Here is a 21,554-nt window from a genome sequence, read left to right on the forward strand (position 1 = left end):
AGCTCAAGGTCGGCGCGGTCGTCATCACCATGGGCAACCGCCCCGCGGAACTGCGGGCCCTCCTCGACTCGGTGGCCGGGCAGGAGGGAGAGCCCGTCGATGTCGTGGTGGTCGGCAACGGTGCGCCGCTGCCGGACCTCCCCTCCGGTGTGCGGGGTGTGGAGCTGCCGGAGAACCTGGGCATCCCCGGCGGCCGCAACGTCGGCATCGAAGCCTTCGGGGCGGGCGGCAGCGAGGTGGACGTGCTGCTGTTCCTGGACGACGACGGCCGGCTGCCGGACAGCGGCACCGCGCAGACGGTCCGGGAGGCCTTCGCCGCCGACCCCGAACTCGGCATCGTCAGCTTCCGGATCGCCGACCCCGAGTCCGGCGCCACCCAGCGCCGTCACGTGCCGCGGCTGCGGGCCTCCGACCCGCTGCGCTCCTCCCGGGTCACCACCTTCCTGGGCGGCGCCAACGCCGTGCGCACCCGGGTCTTCCAGGAGGTCGGTGGCCTGCCGGACAGCTTCTTCTACGCCCACGAGGAGACCGACCTGGCCTGGCGGGCACTCGACGCCGGCTGGCAGATCGACTACCGCTCCGACCTGGTGCTGCACCACCCGACCACCGCGCCGTCCCGGCACGCCGTCTACCACCGGATGGTCGCCCGGAACCGGGTGTGGCTGGCCCGCCGGAACCTGCCTCTGCCGCTCATCCCCGTCTACCTCTCGGTCTGGCTGCTCCTTACGCTGCTGCGGAGGCCCTCCTGGCAAGCCTGGAAGGCGTGGCTGGGCGGCTTCACGGAAGGCTGGCGGACCCCGTGCGGCCCCCGCCGCCCCATGCGGTGGCGCACGGTGTGGCGGCTCACCCGGCTGGGCCGCCCACCCGTCATCTGACAAGCTCGGATCTGAGACCATCCATGGGTCGAACAGCGAGCCGGGCACCCCCGACGGGCCCCGGTCGTTGACGGCCAGTCAAGGCCGTGCCCAGCGAAGACGAAAGTTTCCACGTGAGCGAGACAACGCACGATCGTGCGGCTGCCGGTGACCGGCCCCCGCCGGACGGTGATCTCTCCCCGGCGGAGCTGGCGGCCCGCCACGGTCTGACCGTCAGTGGTGCCCGGCCCTCCCTGCTGGACTACATCCGGCAGCTGTGGGGGCGCAGGCACTTCATCCTGGCCTTCTCCCGGGCGAAGCTGACCGCCCAGTACAGTCAGGCGAAGCTCGGGCAGCTGTGGCAGGTGTTCACCCCGCTGCTGAACGCCTTCGTCTACTTCCTGATCTTCGGCCTGCTGCTCGGCGGGCGCGGCAACATGGAGATGGACGAGTACGTCCCGTTCCTGGTGATCGGGGTCTTCGTCTTCACCTTCACGCACTCGTCCGTGATGTCCGGGGTCAAGTCGATCTCCGGGAACCTGGGACTGGTACGGGCCCTGCACTTCCCGCGTGCCTCGCTGCCCATCTCCTTCTCCCTCCAGCAGCTCCAGCAGCTCCTCTACTCGATGATCATCCTGGTCGTCGTGCTGGCAGCGTTCCAGCACTTCCCCACCTGGTCCTGGTTCCTGGTGATCCCGGCGCTGCTGCTCCAGCTGCTCTTCAACACCGGTCTGGCGATGATCTTCGCCCGGCTCGGCAGCAAGACCCCGGACCTCGCGCAGCTCATGCCGTTCGTGCTGCGCACCTGGATGTACGGCTCCGGAGTGATGTTCCCCCTGGACTACATGGTGCGGGAACGTGCCGGCGGCCCCCAGTGGCTCGCCGACGTGCTCATGGCCAACCCGGCCTCCGTCTACATGGAGCTGGTCCGCTTCGCGCTGATCGACGGCCCCCGGTACGAGAGTCTGTCCGGACACTTCTGGCTGCTGGGCATCGGCTGGGCCCTGCTGTTCGCCGTCGGCGGCTTCGTGTACTTCTGGAAGGCAGAGGAGCGGTACGGCCGTGGCTGAACAGAGCGTTTCTCTCACGGAACCCGCCGACGAGCGGGTACCGACCGTCATCGTCGACGATCTGCACATCGTCTACCGGGTGCACGGCCTCGCCTCCAAGGGGAACGCCACCGCGGCGCTGCGCCGCATCATCCGGCGGGAACCCTCCTCCCGGGTGCGTGAGGTGCACGCGGTCAGAGGGGTCAGCTTCGTCGCCCACCGCGGCGAGGCCATCGGCCTGATCGGCTCCAACGGCTCGGGCAAGTCGACCCTGCTGCGGGCCGTCGCCGGGCTGCTCCCCCCCGAGAGCGGCAAGGTCTACACCGACGGACAGCCCTCGCTGCTCGGGGTCAACGCCGCGCTGATGAACGACCTGACCGGCGAGCGGAACGTCATGCTCGGCGGGCTGGCCATGGGAATGAGCCGGGAACAGATCCGTGAACGCTACCCGCAGATCGTGGACTTCTCCGGCATCAACGACAAGGGTGACTTCATCACCCTCCCCATGCGCACCTATTCGTCCGGCATGCAGGCCCGGCTGCGGTTCTCCATCGCCGCGGCCAAGGACCACGATGTGCTCATGATCGACGAGGCGCTCGCCACCGGTGACAAGCGGTTCCAGCGCCGTTCCGAGGCGCGGATCCGCGAGCTGCGCGCCGAAGCGGGCACCGTCTTCCTGGTCAGCCACAACAACAAGTCCATCCGGAAGACCTGCGACCGGGTGCTGTGGCTGGAGCGGGGTGAGCTCGTCATGGACGGTCCGACCGAGAAGGTACTCGAGGCATACGAGGAAGAGAGCGCCAAGTAGCCCTCCGGGGCGTGTTCGGGAAACCGATGATCCGGACGGCAGGGTAGAACGGAAGCTATGACGATCACGGCTGCGGGTGCCGACGGGAGTGCCCGTTCCACCCTCGACAAGGCCGCCCACGAGAATTTCCCCGTGGCTCCCGGCTTCCTTCCGCGCGCCTGGCGGCACGACCTGATGGCCGTGTACGGCTATGCCCGGCTCGTGGACGACATCGGTGACGGGGACCGCCCCCCGGGCGGCGCGGACGCCGTGCTGCTGGGTCTGGACCCCGAGCAGGCCGCCGACCGGCTGACGATGCTCGACGCGCTGGAGACCGACCTGCGCCGAGTGTTCCGCACCAGGACGGGCGAGACCCCCCGCCACCCCCTGCTGCGCGACCTCGTCCCCGCTGTGCGGCGGGCCGGTCTCACCCCGGAGCCGTTCCGGGACCTCATCAATGCCAACCGTCTCGACCAGCGGGTGAGCCGGTACGCCGACCAGGATCAGCTGCTGGGGTACTGCAAGCTGTCCGCCAACCCAGTCGGCCGGCTGGTCCTGGCCGTCACGGGGTCCGAGAGCCCCGAGCGTGTCCGGCGCTCGGACGCGGTGTGCACGGCGCTGCAGCTGATCGAACATCTCCAGGACGTCGCGGAGGACCTCGCGCGCGACCGGATCTACCTGCCGGCCGCGGACATGCGGCGCTTCTCGGTCACCGAGGCGGACCTGGCCGCGCCGACGGCCAACGCCTCGGTCCGTGCCCTGGTGGCTGTGCAGACCGCGCGGGCACGTACGCTGCTCGATGAGGGCGCCCCTCTGGTGGGCAGCGTACGAGGGCGGCTGCGGCTGCTGCTGGCCGGTTTCGTCGGTGGCGGCAGGGCGGCCGCCCGGGCCATCACCAAGGCCAGGTACGACGTGCTGGCGGGCCCGCCGAAGCCCACCCGGGCCGGCCTGCTGTACGCGGCAGGAACCACCCTGCGACGAGGAGCGTGAGCGCGGACAGTGAGTGTCGTTGTCGTACGTGCAGTGAGCGTCGTACGCGCAGCCACGCCCGCGCCGGTGCTGTTGAGCGCGCAGCGAGGCCGTGCGGGCGGAGAAGCGAACGGGGAGATGCCGTGAACAGGAGCTTGCCACCGTCCCCGGCGGTTGACGCCGCCTACCGCTACTGCGAGGCCGTGACCGGCCAGCAGGCGCGAAACTTCGCCTACGGCATCCGGCTGCTGCCGGCCGCCGAGCGACGGGCGATGTCCGCGCTGTACGCCTTCTCCCGGCGCGTGGACGACATCGGTGACGGTGCGCTCGACCCTGCGGTGAAGGAAGCCCGGCTCAAGGAGACCCGCGCGCTGCTGGACCAGGTGCGCTCCGACGAGATCCCCGAGGACGCCACCGACCCGGTGGCGGTGGCCCTCAGCCACGCCTCGCGTGCGTTCCCGATCCCGCTGGGCGGGCTCGACGAGCTCATCGACGGGGTCCTGATGGATGTGCGCGGGCGCACCTACCGGACCTGGGACGACCTGGAGGAGTACTGCCGCTGCGTGGCCGGTGCCATCGGCCGGCTCTCCCTGGGCGTCTTCGGGACGGCTTCCGGCGCCGGGGACACCGCACGGGCCTCCGGGTACGCGGACACCCTGGGCCTGGCTCTTCAGCTCACCAACATCCTCCGGGACCTGCGTGAGGACGCCGCGGAAGGCCGCAGCTACCTGCCGGAAGAAGACCTTCGGCGGTTCGGCTGTGAAGCCGGATTCCACAGCGCCGTACCCCCGTCCGGATCGGACTTCCCCGGCCTGGTGCGTTTCGAGGTGGTACGGGCCAGAGGGCTGTTCGCCGAAGGCCTCCGGCTGCTGCCCATGCTCGACCGCCGGTCGGGGGCCTGCGTGGCGGCGATGGCCGGGATCTACCGCCGGCTCCTCGACCTCATCGACGAGGACCCCGGCGCGGTACTGCGCCGCAGGGTCTCCCTGTCGGGGCGGCAGAAGGCTCTTGTCGCGGCCCGCGGACTGTCCGGCTTCGACGCGCGCCGGGCCTCCCGGCGGGACCGGCCGTGAGCCGGGGGCGGACCGGCTCACGCGCCCGCGCCCTGGTGATCGGCGGCGGGCTCGCAGGCACCACCGCGGCCCTGGCCCTGGCCGGCCGGGGACTGCACGTCACGCTGGTGGAATCCCGCCCCAGGCTCGGCGGCCTGGTGTTCTCCTTCTCCCGGGACTCCGCCGTGGGCCGGCTGGAGGTGGACAACGGCCAGCATGTGCATCTGCGCTGCTGCACCGCCTACCGCCGGCTCCTGTCCCGGCTCGGAGGGGAGCAGCTCGCCCCGGTGCAACGGCGACTCGACGTTCCCGTGCTGGACGCCGGCAGCGGCAGGCTCGGGCGCATCCGCCGGACCGCCCTGCCGGTGCCGCTGCACCTGGCCGCCGGGCTGGGCGGGTACCCGCACCTGAGCCCCGGGGACCGCCTCCGGGTGGCGCGGGCGGCCCTCGCGCTGCGCCGCCTCGATCCGCACGATCCGGTTCTGGACGGCTGCAGCTTCGCGGACTGGCTGCGACAGCACGGCCAGAGCGCGCGTTGCATCGAGGCGCTGTGGGACCTGGTCGGGGTGGCCACACTCAACGCCCGGGCGGAGGAGGTCTCTCTCGCGCTGGCCGTCATGGTCTTCCGCACCGGACTGCTGTCCGCGCCGGGGGCCGCGGACATCGGCGCCGCCCGGGTTCCGCTCGGTGAGCTGCATGACGTGCGGACCCGGGCCGCCCTGGAGCGGGCCGGTGTGCGCGTCCTTCTTCGGGCCAGGGCCCGGGGCCTGCGGCCCGGCCCGGCCGGTGGCTGGCAGGTCGCGGTGAGCAACGGTCCGGATGCGGACCGGCAGCTGGACGCGGACACCGTGGTGCTGGCCGTGCCTCCCCGGACGGCTCACCGGCTGCTGCCGCGGGGCGCTCTCCCCGAGCCCGACCGGCTGCTGCGGATAGGCACCGCTCCCATCCTCAACATTCATGTGATCTACGACCGGCCGGTGCTGCGCAGACCGTTTTTCGCCGCACTCGGCAGCCCTGTGCAGTGGGTGTTCGACCGCACCGGGCCGTCCGGGCTCGGCGACCTGCCGGGTGCCGGGCGGAGCCAGTACCTCGCGTTGTCCCAGTCCGCCGCGCAGGACGAGATCGACGAATCCGTCGCCGCTCTGCGCAAGCGTTACCTCCCGGAGCTGGAACGGCTGCTGCCCGCCGCGCGCGGAGCGGAGGTCCGGGACTTCTTCGTCACCCGTGAGCGGAGCGCCACCTTTGCGCCGGTTCCCGGAGTCGGACGGCTGCGGCCCGGTCCGGGGACCGGACTGCCGGGACTGCACCTCGCCGGTGCGTGGACCGCCACCGGGTGGCCCGCCACCATGGAAGGTGCCGTCCGCAGCGGGCTGGCGGCTGCCGAGGAGGCCACAGGCCGATGAGTGGTCCGTGGATTGACCGGAGAGAAACCGAGGAGACCGAGTGAGCCCGTCGAATTCCGACCCCGCTGCTGTCAGGGCTTTGCTGGAGCGCGGGCGGTCACTGGCCACGCCCGCGCTGCGGGCTGCCGTCCAGCGGCTCGCTCCACCCATGGACGCGGTTGCCGCGTATCACTTCGGCTGGACCGATGCGGAGGGCCGCCCGGCCGACGGGGACGGTGGCAAAGCGGTGCGCCCCGCACTCACCGTGCTGTCCGCCGAGGCTGCCGGAGCGCCCCCGGAGACCGGGGTGCCCGGAGCGGTGGCCGTCGAGCTGGTGCACAATTTCTCGCTGCTGCACGACGACCTCATGGACGGTGATGAGCAGCGCCGGCACCGGGACACCGTGTGGAAGGTGTACGGGCCCGCGCAGGCGATCCTCGTGGGTGACGCGCTCTTCGCTCTCGCCAATGAGATCGTCCTGGAAACCGGTGGTGAGCACGCCGCCAGGGCGGCACGGCGGCTTGCCGTGGCAACCCGCAGGCTCATCGACGGCCAGGCCCAGGACATCGCCTTCGAGCAGCGCGAGGCGGTGGGTGTGGCGGAGTGTCTGGAGATGGAGGGCAACAAGACCGGTGCGCTGATCGCGTGCGCCGCTTCGATCGGGGCGGTGCTCGGCGGGGTCGACGACCGGTCCGCCGACGCGCTGGAGGCTTACGGCCACCATCTCGGCCTCGCCTTCCAGGCGGTCGACGATCTCCTCGGGATCTGGGGTGATCCCCAGTCGACCGGCAAGCAGCCCTGGAGCGACCTGCGGCAGCGCAAGAAGTCCCTGCCGGTGGTCGCAGCCCTGGCGGCGGAAGGACGGGCGGCCGAGCGGCTGACGGATCTACTCACCGCCGATGCCAAGAAGCCGCCGGAGGAGTTCCAGGACTTCGACGAGGAGGAGTTCGCCGCCCGCGCGGCCCTCATCGAGGAGGCCGGCGGACGGCAGTGGACGGCTGACGAGGCCCGTCGGCAGCACGACACCGCCGTGGGCGCGCTGGACGGGCTGGACATGCCGGACAGGGTGCGGGAGGAACTGGTGGCTCTCGCCGACTTCATCGTGGTGCGCCGGAAGTGAGCGGTCCGGCCGCTGGGCCGGCCGGACCGGACCGATCCCCTCTCAGTCGTCGGTGAGCAGTGCTGCGCGCAGCCGTTCCCGGTGGGCAGGTGTGAGGCCGAGCCCTTCGGAGAGGTACCGCTCCGGCCCGCCCCAGCTGTCGGTCATCTCGCTGAACGCCGCGTCCAGGTAGCTGACGCGGGCGTCGAACAGCGGCGCCAGCAGCTCCATGACCTCGGGGGACAGGCCGCCCTCGGCGTTCTTTCCGCGCCTGACCCGGTACCTCCGGTGCGGAGAGTTCGACTCCAGGTAGTCGGCGGTGATCGCCTCCCGGTCCACGCCGACCGCGAGCAGCGCGACCGCGATGGACAGGCCGGCACGGTCCTTGCCCGCGGCGCAGTGCATCAGCGCCGGGACGTGGCTCTCCGCGAGGCTGTGCAGCACCCGGCGGTGCTCGGGGGTACGGCGGCGCACCATGATCCGGTAGGAGCGGGCCATCCGGTCGGCGGCCTGGCCGTCGCTCAGCGCGGCGCGCAGCTGCGCCAGGTCACCGTCGCGCACCATGCGCCAGAAATCCGCGCCCTCCGCCGGGTCGGTCAGCGGAATGTTCACGTTCCGGACGCCGGGGAGCTCGACGTCCGGCCCTTCCAGCGCCTGGTCCGCGGCGTTCCGGAAGTCGAAGACGGTGTGCAGGCCCAGGCCGGTGAGAAACTCCCGGTCCTCGTCCGTCGCGTGGGCGAGGTGTCCGCTGCGGTACAGCTTCCCCGGCCGCACGCGGCGACCGTCCACGGTCGGCAGTCCGCCCACGTCCCGGAAGTTGCGCACCCCGGTCAGGGCGGGTTCTGCGGACTGCTGCTGGGTCACGAGTCCTCCTGGTGCTCCGGCCGCCGACGCCGGCCGCCGACGGGAGGAATGTCCCGACGATACGACACCGGAGCCGCCGGCCGGTGCGGGGGAGGAGGGCCCCGCTGCTCACCCGGTGCGTGCGGGGGGATGCGGGGCCGGCCGCCATCGGCGGGGAGCGCTCCTACCTGGCGGGAGCCCGCGGCCGGCTGCTGGAACCAGCAGGAGCGACACCGTCGCTCCCGACGGCCCGTCCCGCCCGAGCCCGCGGGCCGCTGCCGCCCTCCGCACAGGACTGGGGGCACCGGGCCCCGCCGGTGCCCCCAGTCCTGTGTGCCTGAAGCGAAGCCGGGTGCCGCGGGACCTCGCCGTCAAGCGTCGTCGGCGCCGAAGCGCTCCCGGTATCCCGCCAGGTCGTCCTCGGTGATCTTGGCGAACAGCACCGGTGGGACAGTGAAGGCGGTGCCGGCGGGCACCGCGTCCAGCGCGGTTGCCTCCTCGGTGGTCATCCAGCTGCGGGTGTCGTCGGGCAGGGCGAGAGCTTCGCGCATGGCCCGTGCGGATACCGGGATGAAGGGCTCGGACACCACCGCGTACAGGTGGATCAGATTCATCGCGGTGCGCAGCGTCAGAGCGGCCGCCTCGCTGTCGGTCTTGATCTCCAGCCAGGGGGCCTTCTCCTCGAGGTAGGAGTTTCCCGCGCTCCACATGCCCCGCAGTGCGAACGCCGCCTTGCGGAACTGCAGCGCCTCCATGTGTTCCTCGTACTCGGTGAGCAGCCGGGCGATCTCCGTTCCGAGCCGGTGCTCGGGCTCTCCCGCCGCGTGGCCGGAGGGGACCAGGTCCCCGAACCGCTTACGGGAGAAGGTGAGCACGCGGTTCACGAAGTTGCCCAGGGTGTCGGCGAGGTCCTTGTTCACGACCGAGGAGAAGAGTTCCCAGGAGAACGAGGAGTCGTCGGACTCGGGTGCATGGGCCATCAGGAAGTAGCGCCAGTAGTCCGCCGGCAGCAGCTCGAGCGCCGCATCGGTGAAGATGCCCCGGTTCTGCGAAGTGGAGAACTTTCCGCCGTAGTAGGTCAGCCAGTTGAAGGCCTTGACGTAGTCGACCTTCTTCCACGGCTCCCGGGTGCCCAGCTGCGTCGCCGGGAACATCACCGTGTGGAACGGGACGTTGTCCTTCGCCATGAACTCGGTGTGCCGCACCGTCGTGTCGGCGTCGTACCACCAGGACTTCCAGTCCCGGTGCTCCCCGGCCGGTGCTGCGTCGCTCCACTCCTTCGTGGCCCCGATGTAGCCGATCGGAGCGTCGAACCAGACGTAGAAGACCTTGCCCTCGGCCGCGAGCTCCGGCCAGGTGTCCGCCGGGACGGGCACGCCCCACTCCAGATCACGGGTGATGGCCCGGTCGTGGAGCCCTTCGGTGAACCACTTGCGGGCGATCGAGGAGGCCAGGTTCGGCCACTCCTTGCCGTACTCGTCGACGAATGCCTCGACCTCGCCCGCCAGCTTTGACTGGAGGAGGAACAGGTGCTTGGTCGCACGGACCTCCAGTTCCCGGCTGCCGCTCAGCGCCGAGCGGGCGTCCACCAGATCGGTCGGGTCCAGCACCCGGGTGCAGTGCTCGCACTGGTCACCCCGCGCGGCCTCGTAGCCGCAGTGCGGGCAGGTGCCGACGATGTACCGGTCGGCCAGGAACCGGGCGTCCGCCACCGAGTAGACCTGGCGGACCGTCCGCTCCTCGATGAATCCTTCGGCGAGGAGCCGGCGCGCGAAGTGCTGGGTGATCTCGACGGTCTGCTGGGCCGACGTCCGGCCGAAGTAGTCGAACCGCAGGCTGAAGCCGTCGTAGATGGCCTTCTGGGTGTCGTGCAGCCGCGCACAGAACTCGGCCACGGGCAGCCCTGCGTCCTTGGCGGCCAGCTCCGCCGCGGTGCCGTGTTCGTCGGTGGCACAGATGTACAGGACCTCGTGTCCGCGCTGCCGCAGGTAGCGGGCGTACACATCGGCGGGGAGCATCGAGCCGGCCAGGTTCCCCAGGTGCTTGATTCCGTTGATGTACGGCAGCGCACTGGTGATGAGGTGTCGGGCCATCCTCGGGTGCTCCAATGATCAGTGTCGGGTCGCTCACCGTGAGTGACGAACCTGGTGGGGTGGGCCACTTACCGGGCCGGAATCATCCTACCGAGCCCGGCCGGTGCGGCCGTACCCGGTGCGACGGGCCGGCCGCCTGCCGGGCGGCAGCGGAGGGCATGCGGCAGCATGGCGGTCATGCCTGGCGACACGACACCGTGGACCGTGATCGGACTCCTCAGCGGTACCTCCTGCGACGCGGTGGACGCCGCCGTGGGGGAGTTCCGCTTCGCCCCGGCGGACGGTGGTGGAGGTGAGGAGGAGATCGTGCTGCGGCCCCGGGGGCTGCACACCGAGCCGTACCCCGCCGGGCTCCGGGAGGAGCTGATGGGCGTTCTCCCGCCGGCCCGGGTGACCCTGGAGGACGTCTGCCGACTGGACACCGCTCTCGGCAGGTTCTTCGGCACGGTGGCGGCCGGCGCCGTGGCCGGACTGCCGGACGGCCGGGCGGACCTGGTGGCCTCCCACGGCCAGACCGTCCACCACTGGGTGGAAGGACCGCGGGCCCGGGGCACCCTCCAGCTCGGCGGTGCCGCCTGGATCGCCGAGGCCACCGGGCTTCCCGTGGTCTCCGACTTCCGGACCCGGGACATCGCACGCGGCGGGCAGGGCGCCCCGCTGGCCGCCGTCCTCGACGAACTGCTGCTGCTGGACGGCTCCACCGGCCGGGGGGCCCTCAACCTCGGCGGCATCGCCAACCTCACGACACGCGACGCGCACGGTGCGGTGATCGCCTATGACCTCGGACCGGCCAACGCCCTCATCGACGCGGTCGCCGCCGAGGCCAGCGGGGGAGCGGAGCGGATGGACACCGACGGTGCCCGGGCCGCCCGCGGACGCGTGGACGGAGTCCTGCTGGCCGAGCTGCTGGCCGAGCCGTACTACCGGCTGCCGCCGCCGAAGTCGACCGGCAAGGAGCTGTTTCACGCGGGCTACCTGCGGGACCGCACCGCGGGTCGCCCGGTCGCGGCCGACGACCTGGCCGCCACCGTCACCGAGCTCACGGCCGAGCTGGTCGCCGCCGCCTGCCGCGGGCACGGCTTGACGGAGCTCGTCGTGTCCGGTGGCGGAGTGCGCAACCCCGTACTGATGGACCGCGTCCGGGCCGCCGCGGCCGGCACCCGGGTGGTCGGCAGCGAGGAGCACGGGCTGCCCGCCCAGGCGAAGGAGGGGTATCTCTTCGCGCTGCTCGGATTCCTCACCGTGCACGGGCTCGCGGGCAGTGTTCCGTCGGCCACCGGGGCCACCGTGCCTTCGGTGCTGGGATCCGTCACTCCGGGTGCGGGTCCGCTGCGGCTGCCCGGCCCCCGGGCACGACGGCCGGTCCGCCTGCGGATCGAGAACTGACCGAGGCGGCCCGGTGTGGCCCTCTGCCGCCACGGAGGGCGGAGGAGCGCGGGCTCAGACAGCCAGCGGAAGCTGTTCCGGAGGCCCGGGACGGGCGTAGTACCAGCCCTGTGCCGAGTCGCAGCCCAGCTCACGCAGTTGCTCGGCCTGGGCGGCGGTCTCCACCCCTTCCACCGTCACGGAGAGGTCCAGGGTGTGGGCGAGCGACACGATGCCTTCGACGATCTTCAGATCCACCGGGTCCGACGGATGATGCTGCAGCCCCTCGGTGAAGGACCGGTCCAGTTTCAGGGTGCTGGCAGGCAGCCGCCGCAGGCTGGCCAGGTTCGAGTATCCGGTCCCGAAGTCGTCCAGTGCGATGCCGACACCGAGCTCGGCGAGCTGCCGGAGCGGCTTCAACTCGTGGTCGTCGGCGCGCACCATCGCGCTCTCCGTCACCTCCAGGCACAGCGAGGAGGCCGGCAGCCCGAACTCCTCCAGCACGGCCACGGTGTCGTCCACCAGATCGGGATGGTGCAGCTGTCGGGGGGAGAGGTTGACGTTCACCCGGAGCGGGCGCACCCCGCCGATGCCGCGTACCTGCCACTCGTACGCCTGGCGCACCGCCTCCCGCAGGACCCACCGGCCGAGCGGGACAATCAGTCCGGTGTGCTCGGCGAGCGGGATGAAGCGGTCCGGGCCGAGCACCCCGTGCCGCGGATGGCTCCACCGCACCAGGGCCTCGGCGCCCTCCACGCTGCCGTCCGACATCTTGATCAACGGTTGGTACTCGATGAAGAACTCGCAGCCCTTGAGGGCCGCGGGCAGGTGGTGCGTCAGGTGGTGCCGGCTGATCGCCCGGGCATCGGAGTCCGGGTCGGCGAGGGCGTAGCGGTTGCCGCCCTCGGCCTTGGCGCGGTACATGGTGATGTCGGCGCTGCGCAGCACCTCGGAGGAGGTCAGTTCCTCGGTCGGGCCTTCGACCACCCCGATGCTGGCGCGTACCATCAGCTCCCGGCCGCCCACGTCCACCGGTGCCGCCAGCGCGTCGAGGGCGCGCTGCGCCAGCTCGGTCACCACGGCCCGGGAGGGCGGATCAATGATGAGCGCGACGAACTCGTCGCCTCCGATCCTGGCGAGCAGCTGACGCGGTCCCGAGGCGCAGCTGTGCAGCCGCTCGGCAACGGCGATCAGCAGCTGGTCCCCCACAGCGTGCCCCAGGCTGTCGTTGACCGCCTTGAAACCGTCCAGGTCCAGGTAGCACAGGCCGATCCGGGAGCAGTCGGTCTGGGGTGACAGCGCCTGGTCCAGCCGCTCGAAGAAGAGGGCCCGGTTCGGCAGGTCGGTGAGCGCGTCGTGGGTGGCCTGATAGCGCAGCCGGAGGTTCAGCAGCCGGCGCTCGGTGACGTCCTCCATCATCGCGAGCATGTACTGCGGCTCGCCCTCGGTGTCCCGCAGCAGGGACACCGTGAGGTTGGTCCACAGCACTGTGCCGTCGGTGCGGTTGTACGGCTTCTCGATCTGGTAGTGCTCGCGTTCTCCGCGCATCAGCTCGCCCTGGAGGCGCCACACCTCGGGGGCGTCCTCGGGGTGCGTCCAGTCGGTGACGTTACGACTGCGGACGTGGTGGTCGGAGCCCCCGAACATCATGGTCAACGCCGTGTTGGTGTCCTTGATGTTGCCGTTCATGTCGGCGATGCCGATGCCCAGCGCGGCATCCCGGAACACGGTCCGGAAGCGCGTCTCGCTCTCGTGCAGGGCGTTGGCGATCTCGGTCTGCGCGGTGAGTGCGGCCCGGGAGACGGACTCCTGCTCGGAGCGGGTGCGCTCCTGCAGGGCACGGGAGAAGCCGGCCGCGATCGCGTGCTGCAGACGGGCACAGCGGCTGCGCCCCTCCTCGGCTGTCAGGCGGTCGGGACCCGAGCAGTACAGCAGAAGGTAGGCGTCGATGACGCCGAGAATCTGCGGCAGCGACTCGGGGGAGGTGCAGTGCGCCGCCACCAGCGCATCGCCCACGCCGCGTCCGGGGGTGGCGTCGAAGGGTCTGGCGTGCAGGGCCGTCGTCAGACGCCGGGTCAGCAGCTCCAGGTGCTCCTCGAACTCCGGACGGGTCATCGAGGTGGCGGTGGCCGGATAGACGGCCCGGCACCAGATCCTGGCGAAGCGCCGTAGCCCGTCGGGCGGTTCTCCGGAACCGGAGACCGGGGAGGGCGCCGCTGACGGAGGGATCACGCCTTGCGTCCTACTCCCGCGAATCCGGTGTAGACGACGGGATCCTCGTGCTCGACGGGGCCGTCCGGCCGCCAGTCCGGCATGGGGACGAGGCCGGGTTCGACCATCTCGAAGCCGGTGAAGAATTCCTCCACCTCCTGGCGGGAGCGCATCACCAGGGACGACCCGCCCTTGCGGTACACGTCGGAGACCGCGTTGCCCTCCTGCGAGGTGCGGGGGCCGCCTTCGGTGGAGGCATGAGTGAGGATGAGCAGGCTGCCGGGCGCCAGGCGGTTGCGCAGCACGTCCACCGCCTCACCGGGCCGCTCCTGGGCCTCGATGAAGTGCAGCACTGCCACCAGGAGCAGGGCCACCGGGCGGTCGAAGTCGAGCAGACTCCGGGTGACCTCGTGGTCGAGAATGTCCTTCGGCGCCCGGAAGTCGGCCGCGACGACACCCGCGTGAGCGGTACCGTCCAGCACGGCGCGGCTGTGGGCGACCGCCACCGGGTCGTTGTCCACGTAGACGACCCGGGCCTCGTCGGTGGCCGTCTGGGCGACCTCGTGCACGTTGCCGAACGTGGGTATGCCGGAACCGATGTCGAGGAACTGGGTGACGCCTTCGCCGACGGCGTAGCGCACCGCCCGGCGCATGAAGGCACGATTCGCCTGCATGATCTTCGGCAGCCCCGGGAAGACGGCTATGGCCTGCCGTGCTGCTGCCCGGTCGGCCTCGAAGTTGTGCGACCCCCCGAGGTAGTAGTCGTACATGCGGGAGACGCTCGGCACGGAAAGATCGATACCTTGCGGAGCCCAGGCGGGTCGCTCCATCAATATCTCCTGCTCATCGGTAAATTCCAGTGCGAGCAATGAGCTTACTGACCGTCAGCAACAGGAGGGAAGGAACCGGACGATCGGCCTCCTCCTACCGGAAAACTGTGCGGGTTTTTGTCCCTACTTGTCCCGTTCGTGTGGCGCGGTTGCCCGAACATTTTGCCGACTCGTGACCCGTGACCGCTCGCCGGGATCTGCCGCGGAGTCGCTCAGAGGGAGACGCCCTGCGCGCGCAGGTAACCCACCGGATCGATGTCGGATCCGAAGCCGGGAGCCGTGCGGATCTCGAAGTGCAGATGCGGGCCGGTGGAGTTTCCGGTGTTGCCCGAGCGCCCGACCCGCTGCCCCGTGCTGACCGGCTGACCGGCTGAGACGGAGATGGCCGAAAGGTGGGCGTACTGGCTGTACTTCCCGTCGGAGTGACGGACGATCACCTCGTAGCCGAAGGAGCCGGCCCAGCCCGCGGAGATGACCTTCCCCCCGGCCACCGACTTCACGGTGGTGCCCGTGGGGACGGCGAAATCCACCCCGGTGTGGTAGCCCTTGGACCAGTTGCTGCCCGTGGTGCGATAGGCCGTGCCGGTGCCCACGCCCACCGGGGCGGTGTAGGAAGGGGCCGCGACCGGGGCGGCCGCCGCCTTCTCCGCCACCGGGGCCTTCTCTGCCTGTGCGGCCTTTTCCGCCTTCGGAGGCTGTGCGGGCTTCTCGGCCGGTGCCTTCTCGGCCTTGGCCTTCTTGTCTTCCTTCTTCTCCGCGGGTGCCGCGGCCTTCGGCTGCCCCTCCGCTGCCCGCAGGGCCAGCCGCTGTCCGGGGAGAATCAGATCCGGATCGGATCCCACCGTCGAGCGGTTCAGCTCGTACAGCGACTGCCAGCCGCCCCGGACGCCGTGCTGATCGGCGATCCGGGAGAGGCTGTCGCCGCTGATGACCTCGTGGGAGGGCGAGCCTCCGCCGGCGTCCTCCCGGCCGGCGGGCTCCGCCGCGGGCTTGCCGCTCTGCTCCTCCACCGGCTGCTTCGGTCCGGCGTCGGGAGTGAGGCCGCCGGGCTTCTCCTGGACCAGCCCTGCGCGGGCCGAGCAGGTCGGCCACGCACGCGGCCCCTGGCCCTTCAGGACTTCTTCGGCGACGGCGATCTGCTGGTCCTTGGTCGCCAGGTCCGCGCGGCCCGCGAAGGCGGTGCCGCCGAACTCCTCCCAGGTGCTCTGCCGGAACTGCAGGCCGCCGAAGTAGCCGTTGCCCGTGTTGATGTCCCAGGACTGGTTGCTCTCGCACTCGGCGACCTTGTTCCAGACCTCCACCGGCGCGGCGTTCGCACTCAGGGCACTGATCAGCGGCAGAGCCAGACCTGCCCCACCCGCGGTCACGGAGAGTGAAGCCCTGGAGACGGGCCCTGGCTTGTAGCGGCGGTGACGTCCTGTGGCCATCGGCGGTCCTCCCCGTGCCGACCGAGCGCTGGCACTCCGTCAGTCCGTGTGCTGATCATGCGAGTTGTACGGCGAGTCACAGATTATGAGCGGAGAGCCCACGGAAGCAAGGGCGATGGACCGCCCGATGGGCCGCGGCGGCGTGCGGTGAGCGGAAAACTGATGGCGCGCGCCCCCCGGCCGCGGCGCACAATGGCCGGGATACGTCCTTCGCGGCCGCGTGACCGGGCGGCCGGAGCGGGCTGCCGTCCCGGCCACGGCCGGTACACGCCCAGCCGGAAGCGGAGCGGAATAGTGAACAGGAGGGGCGATGGGATACACGGAGCTCGCGGGCGCCCGGGTGCCGATCCGTATGTGGGCCGACCCCGCCACGGTGGAGGAGAAGGCGTTGCGGCAGCTGCAGAACGTCGCGACGCTGCCCTGGATCCGGGGGCTGGCGGTGATGCCCGACGTGCATTATGGAAGAGGAGCCACGGTCGGGTCGGTGATCGCGATGGAGGGGGCGGTCTGCCCCGCGGCGGTCGGGGTCGACATCGGCTGCGGAATGTCGGCCGTGCGCACCTCTCTGACCGCCGACGACCTGCCCTCCGACCTGTCCCGGCTGCGCTCCCGCATCGAGCGGGCGATCCCGGTGGGCCGGGACATGCACGACACCCCTGTCGAACCCCGTCGGCTGCACGGTTTCCCGACGGCTGAGTGGGACGACTTCTGGGCCCGCTTCGACGGGGTGGCCGAGCCGGTCGCGTTCCGCCGGGACCGGGCGCGCAGGCAGATGGGGTCCCTCGGTTCCGGCAACCACTTCGTGGAGGTCTGCACGGACACCGAGGGCGCGGTCTGGCTGATGTTGCACTCCGGCTCGCGGAACATCGGAAAGGAGCTGGCCGAACACCACATGGGGGAGGCCGGGAAGCTGCCGCACAACCGCGGGCTGGTCGACGGCGACCTCGCGGTATTCGTCAGCGACACCCCGCAGATGGCCGCCTACCGGCACGATCTCCTCTGGGCCCAGGAGTACGCCCGTTACAACCGGGCGGTGATGATGGCGCTGCTCAAGGACACGGTGCGCCGGGAGTTCCCCGCGGCGGCGCCGCGCTTCGGTGGCATGATCTCCTGCCACCACAACTACGTGGCCGAGGAGCGGTACGACGAGACGGACCTGCTGGTGACCCGCAAGGGTGCCATCCGGGCGGGCAGCGGCGAGTACGGCATCATCCCCGGCTCCATGGGCACCGGCTCGTACATCGTGCGCGGGCTGGGGAATCCCGCCTCCTTCGCGTCCGCCTCGCACGGCGCAGGCCGCCGGATGAGCCGTTCGGCGGCGAAGAAGCGCTTCACCACCCGGGACCTGACCGAGCAGACCAGGGGAGTGGAGTGCCGGAAGGACGCGGGCGTGGTCGACGAGATTCCGGCCGCGTACAAGCCGATCGAGCAGGTCATCGAGCAGCAGCGGGACCTGGTCGAGGTGGTGGCCCGGCTGAAGCAGGTCATCTGCGTCAAGGGCTGAGCCCTCGATCCGGTCAGTCCGGGAGCCGGAGGCTGTCATGCACCGCCGGCGCCGGTCAGGGGGCCGGTGCCGGCGGGCACGGTATGAGTCCTCGCTCAGCGAACACCGCCCGCACCACCTCCAGTGCGCCGAGGGCGCGCGGGAAGCCCGCGTAGACGGCGCACTGCATCACCGCCTCCACGACTTCGGCAGGGTCCAGGCCCACATTCAGCGCACCGTGCACGTGCGCGGAGAGCAGCGGCTCGCAGCCGCCGATGCTGCTGAGCACGCCGACGGCGAGCAAGGAGCGCTGCCGGCGGTCGAGTCCCGGCCGGGTGTGCACGTCCCCGTAGGCGAACTCGACAACGAACCGCCCCATGTCGGGTGCCACCTCCGCCAGGGAGCCGAGTACCGCGTCACCCTGCGGGCCGAGCACCTCCTGCATGCGGTCCAGCCCGCGCTTGTACCGCTCGTCCATCTCCGCCATCTCCGCCATCCCGGCCATCCTTGAGCCCTCCTGATCCACTGTGCCGGGAGTCCTACCCACCGGACGCCGGTGGAAGCCGGGCCGCAGCGGGACTGCCGCGGGTGCTCCGGGCCGGGGGAGGGGAGATCACTCCCGGTGCCGGTCGTCCGCCCGTCCCGCGTTCTCCTCCAGCGTCCGCACTGCTTCCTTCTGCTCGAGCCCGGTCGCACGCAGCACGTCGATCGCCGCGGACCGGATCTGCCCGATCACCACCTGGGAGGTGAGCCCCCGGGCCGCGTGGGGGAGCCACGAGGCGGTTCTCGCCGCCCGCAGGGCCGACGCCCGGGCGTCCTGGACGTCACCGGTGCCCTCGGTCCAGCGCCGCAGCGCGCTGACGGCGTCCGCGAGCTGTTCGGCCGCCGTGACCAGCCGGGAGTCGACGCGCTGTCCGTGGCGGACGGCGTTCACCGCGCCCCGGGCTAGGGCGCGCACGGTGGTCGCCAGCATGTCCAGGCGGGCCCGGACGAGCAGCAGCGGACCGAGGGGGCGCATCGAACGGCGGGGTCCGCCCAGCCGGGTGCTCTCCCGGGCGGCGTCCAGGGCCTCGTCCAGTTCGCTCAGCAGGCCGTTCATCCGTTCCGTCCCGGTCACGGCGTGTTCGGCCCGCTGCAGATCGCCGGCGGCCAGTGCTGCGGCGATCTCCCGCAGTACGGTGCTGAGGGAGTCGAGTGCCTCCTGCCCGCCGCGCCGTACCACCCGCTGCGGATCCGGGGCAAGCAGTGCACCCAGGCTCAGGGCCACCGCCCCGCCGATCAGCGCGTCCGCCAGCCGCACCAGCGGGTTCGTGTCTCCCTGCGGTGCCAGGGCGACGACGAGCACCGCGGCCACCGCTGCCTGGTTGACCATGAGGGTGCGTGCACCGAGGGCGACCGCGGCGGCCATGGCGAGGAAGACGGCGATGCCCAGCTGCAGCGGGCCGGCACCGATCACCCGGAGCAGCAGGTCGGCGGCGGTGAGTCCGACCGCCACCCCGACGGCGACCTCCGCGGCCCGCCCGATGCGCTGCCCGGCGGTGATGCCCACACACACCACGGCAGCGATCGGTGCGAAGAACGCCTCCTCGGTACCGAAGAGCGCCGCCGCGATCGCGAATGCCAGCCCGGCCGCCGTACCGGCCAGCAGCAGGGACACGAAGTGGTGGCGCAGCCGCCGGGCCGACCGCCGGGCCCTGTTCCGCGGACCGTTCATCAGCGTTCGGCCGAGAACCCCGCGGCGACGGAGGTGCTGAGGTGCCCGCGCCGGGTGTCCGTCCGGGTCAGCTGCGCCACCACCGGCACGTCGGACCGCACCACCGCGCCGTAGGGCACGCCCAGGGGAACGGCCTGCGGATCGATCAGGTCGTTGATCCGCACGTGGCGGACCCTGCGAGCGGCCACCACGAGGGGGTAGGGACCGACGGGCTCACGGTCCTGGTGCAGGACGGTGATCTCGATCCGGGCGTCATCGGCGCCGCTGTTGAGCAGGCACAGCTCGTCCCGGCTGGTGAACTCCGGCTCCGGGCCGGTCCCGGAGGCCGGGACGTGCCCGCCGGGGAAGACCCAGATCCTGTGGCCCAGGGTTTCGGGACCGCTCATTTCTCCTCCTCCAGCAGGGTGCGCAGATACTCGTTGAGGAAGATGCCCTGCGGGTCCAGCCGTCGTCGCAGCGCCTGGAAGGTGTCCCATTCCGGGTACCGGGGGCGCAGATCGGCGGCTGTCATGGTGTGTTTCTTGCCCCAGTGCGGCCGGCCGCCGAACTCCCGCAGCAGCGGTTCCAGGTCGTCGAAGTACTCCTGGTACGGCAGCTCGTTGTTCTGCAGCAGGGCGATGGTCATGACGGGGCCGTCGTTGCAGTTGCTGAGCATGGCGCTGTCGGGAGCCACGGTGCGTACCAGGACCCGCCAGCCGACCTGTTGGCGGTGCCGGTCCTTGATGCGCTTGCGCACTTCCCGGAAGCAGGCCATCCCCGCGTCGTAGGGGAGCATGTACTCCATTTCGTCGAAGCGCAGGTCCCGGGAGTTGGGGATGATCTCGTGGACGGGGCCCTGCTCGTCGGCGTGCACCCGGTTGCCCGGAGGGATGACGGTCGGTTCGGTGGCGGGGTCGTTCATGGTGCGGACCTGGGCCTCGTCGCTGCGCGGGTACCAGTAGAAGTCCATGTGCCGGTAGGCGCCCGCGAGCGCTGTGAAGTTCTCCAGCACCCAGTCGATGTGGGTGCACCAGTTGAGGCGGCGCAGCTCGTAGGCGGGCAGCAGTTCCAGGGTCAGCGAGGTGAGGATGCCGAGACTTCCGAGGGAGACCCGGGCCGCGCGCAGCAGCTCACGCCCGTCGTCCTCGCCCGCTTCCTCTCCGAACGGCAGCACGTCACCGGTCCCGGTGACCAGGCGTCCCCCGACGAGGGTGGCGGACAGGTTGCGCAGCCGGGTCCCGGTGCCGTGGGTGCCGGTTCCGATGGCTCCCGCCAGGGTCTGATAATCGACGTCCCCCAGGTTCTCCATCGCCAGGCCGGCCTCACGGAACAGCCGGCCGGCCTCCGACAGGCCCGTCCCCGGCAGTACCGTGCCCCGGCCCGCCGAGGTGTCGTGGGACACCAGCCCTGCCATGCCTTCCTGGGAGAGCAGCACGTCCTCGGTCGCCATCAGCGGCACCGAGGAGTGGCCGGATCCGACGGGCCGCACCGTTCGTCCCTGCTCGGCTGCCCGCCGGACCTGGGCGGCGACCTCTTCCTCCGTCTCGGGGCGGCTCCACTCCCGCGGGGTGAAGCGCAGGCTCCCGGACCAGTTCACGAATTGTTCGGACACCGTGCTGTATCCCTCCGCTCGGGCACAAGGGAAGCCACCGGTCCGCGCCCGCGGACGTCCGTGGTCTTCCGTGGTCTTCGTCTCCGAGGGCCACGGGTTTCACGGAACGCGGGTCTCTACTCCCCCGGAAGGGACGCGCATGTGTCGCGCAGCGGCGCCGGGAGGTGCGTACCCGGGCAGCCGCGGTGGCCAGGAGGGGGGAGGACACCCGGCTCGGGGCGTGCTGAGGCGGTGACCGGCGTTCACAGCCCGAGTACTTCCAGGGCTGCCTCGACCAGCTTCTCCGGCGGCGGGCCGACGTGGTGGACCGAACCGCGTTCGTCCGCGGACAGAGGCTCCAGGGCGCCGTACTGGGACTCCAGCAGGGCGGGGGGCATGAAGTGTCCGGTGCGCTGCCCGATGCGCTCGCCTATCAGGGTCCGGTCGCCGTCGAGGTGCAGGAAGTGCACCTCCGGAGCAGAGGCGCGCAGTACGTCACGGTAACGGCGCTTGAGTGCGGAGCAGGTCAGGACGCCGCCGGTGCCTGCCGCCGCCCGGCTTCCCAGCCAGTCGCCGAGGGTGCGCAGCCAGGGTTGGCGGTCGGCGTCGTCGAGCGGCTGGCCGGCGGACATCTTGGCGATGCTGGCGGGCGGATGGAAGTCGTCCGCCTCCGCGAAGGGCACGCCGAGCCGTTCGGCGAGGAGCAGGGCAACCGTTGTCTTGCCCACTCCGGAGACACCCATCACCACGACGAGCGGCCGCGTTGCGGAGGTCGGAGACATGCGGTCAAGGTACCAGCCGGCCCCGGCCGCCCCGCCGGGTGGCG

19 protein-coding genes are annotated in these 21,554 nt (G+C 71.2%); 9 read left to right on the forward strand and 10 right to left on the reverse strand.

Annotation, left to right across the window (positions count from 1 at the left end; translation table 11 throughout):
• The first annotated feature begins 29 nt into the window (after nt 1-29).
• From PJ985_RS19695 to PJ985_RS19725, 7 genes are all read left to right on the forward strand, one after another.
• Entirely contained in the window at nt 30-875 is an 846-nt protein-coding gene (locus tag PJ985_RS19695; RefSeq protein WP_271685253.1) for a glycosyltransferase family 2 protein, read from the forward strand.
• Nucleotides 876-988: 113 nt separating this feature from the next.
• Complete coding sequence (locus tag PJ985_RS19700) at nt 989-1,924, forward strand: ABC transporter permease (RefSeq protein ID WP_271685179.1); 936 nt, start codon at nt 989-991, stop codon at nt 1,922-1,924.
• Nucleotides 1,917-2,711 (forward strand): ABC transporter ATP-binding protein, encoded by a 795-nt coding sequence (locus PJ985_RS19705; protein ID WP_271685180.1) that lies wholly within the window; start codon nt 1,917-1,919, stop codon nt 2,709-2,711. The genes PJ985_RS19700 and PJ985_RS19705 overlap by 8 nt, the downstream gene beginning before the upstream one ends.
• 57 nt (nt 2,712-2,768) lie before the next feature.
• The gene (hpnC, locus tag PJ985_RS19710) at nt 2,769-3,680 is read left to right on the forward strand and encodes a squalene synthase HpnC (protein WP_271685181.1); all 912 of its coding nucleotides are present in this window, start codon (nt 2,769-2,771) and stop codon (nt 3,678-3,680) included.
• 122 nt (nt 3,681-3,802) lie between these two features.
• Nucleotides 3,803-4,732, forward strand: a complete 930-nt coding sequence (gene hpnD / locus PJ985_RS19715; protein ID WP_271685182.1) for a presqualene diphosphate synthase HpnD — start codon at nt 3,803-3,805, stop codon at nt 4,730-4,732.
• Nucleotides 4,729-6,114: a hydroxysqualene dehydroxylase HpnE gene (gene hpnE / locus PJ985_RS19720; RefSeq protein WP_443033535.1), complete on the forward strand. Its 1,386-nt coding sequence runs from the start codon at nt 4,729-4,731 to the stop codon at nt 6,112-6,114. Before hpnD ends, hpnE begins: the two co-directional genes overlap by 4 nt.
• Before the next feature lie 40 nt (nt 6,115-6,154).
• Complete coding sequence (locus tag PJ985_RS19725) at nt 6,155-7,213, forward strand: polyprenyl synthetase family protein (protein WP_271685183.1); 1,059 nt, start codon at nt 6,155-6,157, stop codon at nt 7,211-7,213.
• Nucleotides 7,214-7,255: 42 nt separating this feature from the next.
• On the opposite strand, the gene PJ985_RS19730 is transcribed toward PJ985_RS19725, so the two are convergent.
• Nucleotides 7,256-8,056 (reverse strand): tyrosine-protein phosphatase, encoded by an 801-nt coding sequence (locus PJ985_RS19730; RefSeq protein WP_271685184.1) that lies wholly within the window; start codon nt 8,054-8,056, stop codon nt 7,256-7,258.
• 350 nt (nt 8,057-8,406) lie between these two features.
• A complete protein-coding gene (gene metG / locus PJ985_RS19735; RefSeq protein WP_271685185.1) occupies nt 8,407-10,128 on the reverse strand; it encodes a methionine--tRNA ligase in 1,722 nt (573 codons plus the stop codon).
• Nucleotides 10,129-10,305: 177 nt separating this feature from the next.
• Between metG and PJ985_RS19740 the strand changes: the two genes are divergently transcribed.
• Complete coding sequence (locus PJ985_RS19740; RefSeq protein ID WP_271685186.1) at nt 10,306-11,514, forward strand: anhydro-N-acetylmuramic acid kinase; 1,209 nt, start codon at nt 10,306-10,308, stop codon at nt 11,512-11,514.
• Nucleotides 11,515-11,568: 54 nt separating this feature from the next.
• On the opposite strand, the gene PJ985_RS19745 is transcribed toward PJ985_RS19740, so the two are convergent.
• From PJ985_RS19745 to PJ985_RS19755, 3 genes are all read right to left on the reverse strand, one after another.
• Nucleotides 11,569-13,725 carry a putative bifunctional diguanylate cyclase/phosphodiesterase gene (locus PJ985_RS19745; RefSeq protein ID WP_271685187.1) on the reverse strand — a complete coding sequence of 719 codons (2,157 nt, stop codon included), beginning with the start codon at nt 13,723-13,725 and terminating at the stop codon, nt 11,569-11,571.
• Nucleotides 13,722-14,534 carry an SAM-dependent methyltransferase gene (locus tag PJ985_RS19750; protein ID WP_271685188.1) on the reverse strand — a complete coding sequence of 271 codons (813 nt, stop codon included), beginning with the start codon at nt 14,532-14,534 and terminating at the stop codon, nt 13,722-13,724. The genes PJ985_RS19745 and PJ985_RS19750 overlap by 4 nt, the downstream gene beginning before the upstream one ends.
• Before the next feature lie 212 nt (nt 14,535-14,746).
• Complete coding sequence (locus PJ985_RS19755) at nt 14,747-15,961, reverse strand: peptidoglycan DD-metalloendopeptidase family protein (protein ID WP_271685189.1); 1,215 nt, start codon at nt 15,959-15,961, stop codon at nt 14,747-14,749.
• Nucleotides 15,962-16,271: 310 nt separating this feature from the next.
• Between PJ985_RS19755 and PJ985_RS19760 the strand changes: the two genes are divergently transcribed.
• Complete coding sequence (locus PJ985_RS19760) at nt 16,272-17,465, forward strand: RtcB family protein (RefSeq protein WP_271685190.1); 1,194 nt, start codon at nt 16,272-16,274, stop codon at nt 17,463-17,465.
• Nucleotides 17,466-17,520: 55 nt separating this feature from the next.
• Here PJ985_RS19760 and PJ985_RS19765 read toward each other — a convergent pair whose 3' ends face one another.
• From PJ985_RS19765 to PJ985_RS19785, 5 genes are all read right to left on the reverse strand, one after another.
• Nucleotides 17,521-17,940 carry a carboxymuconolactone decarboxylase family protein gene (locus tag PJ985_RS19765; RefSeq protein WP_271685191.1) on the reverse strand — a complete coding sequence of 140 codons (420 nt, stop codon included), beginning with the start codon at nt 17,938-17,940 and terminating at the stop codon, nt 17,521-17,523.
• Nucleotides 17,941-18,057: 117 nt separating this feature from the next.
• Nucleotides 18,058-19,158, reverse strand: a complete 1,101-nt coding sequence (locus PJ985_RS19770) for an FUSC family protein (protein WP_271685192.1) — start codon at nt 19,156-19,158, stop codon at nt 18,058-18,060.
• On the reverse strand, nt 19,158-19,544 hold the full coding sequence (locus tag PJ985_RS19775; protein WP_271685193.1) for a sensory rhodopsin transducer: 387 nt from the start codon (nt 19,542-19,544) through the stop codon (nt 19,158-19,160). Before PJ985_RS19775 ends, PJ985_RS19770 begins: the two co-directional genes overlap by 1 nt.
• Nucleotides 19,541-20,749, reverse strand: coding sequence for a D-arabinono-1,4-lactone oxidase (locus PJ985_RS19780; protein ID WP_271685194.1), 1,209 nt, complete (start codon nt 20,747-20,749; stop codon nt 19,541-19,543). Before PJ985_RS19780 ends, PJ985_RS19775 begins: the two co-directional genes overlap by 4 nt.
• A 242-nt stretch (nt 20,750-20,991) precedes the next feature.
• On the reverse strand, nt 20,992-21,510 hold the full coding sequence (locus PJ985_RS19785) for a gluconokinase (RefSeq protein WP_271685195.1): 519 nt from the start codon (nt 21,508-21,510) through the stop codon (nt 20,992-20,994).
• Nucleotides 21,511-21,554 lie beyond the last annotated feature (44 nt).

Source organism: Streptomyces sp. ACA25 (genome assembly GCF_028200735.1).
Taxonomy (GTDB): Bacteria; Actinomycetota; Actinomycetes; order Streptomycetales; family Streptomycetaceae; genus Streptomyces.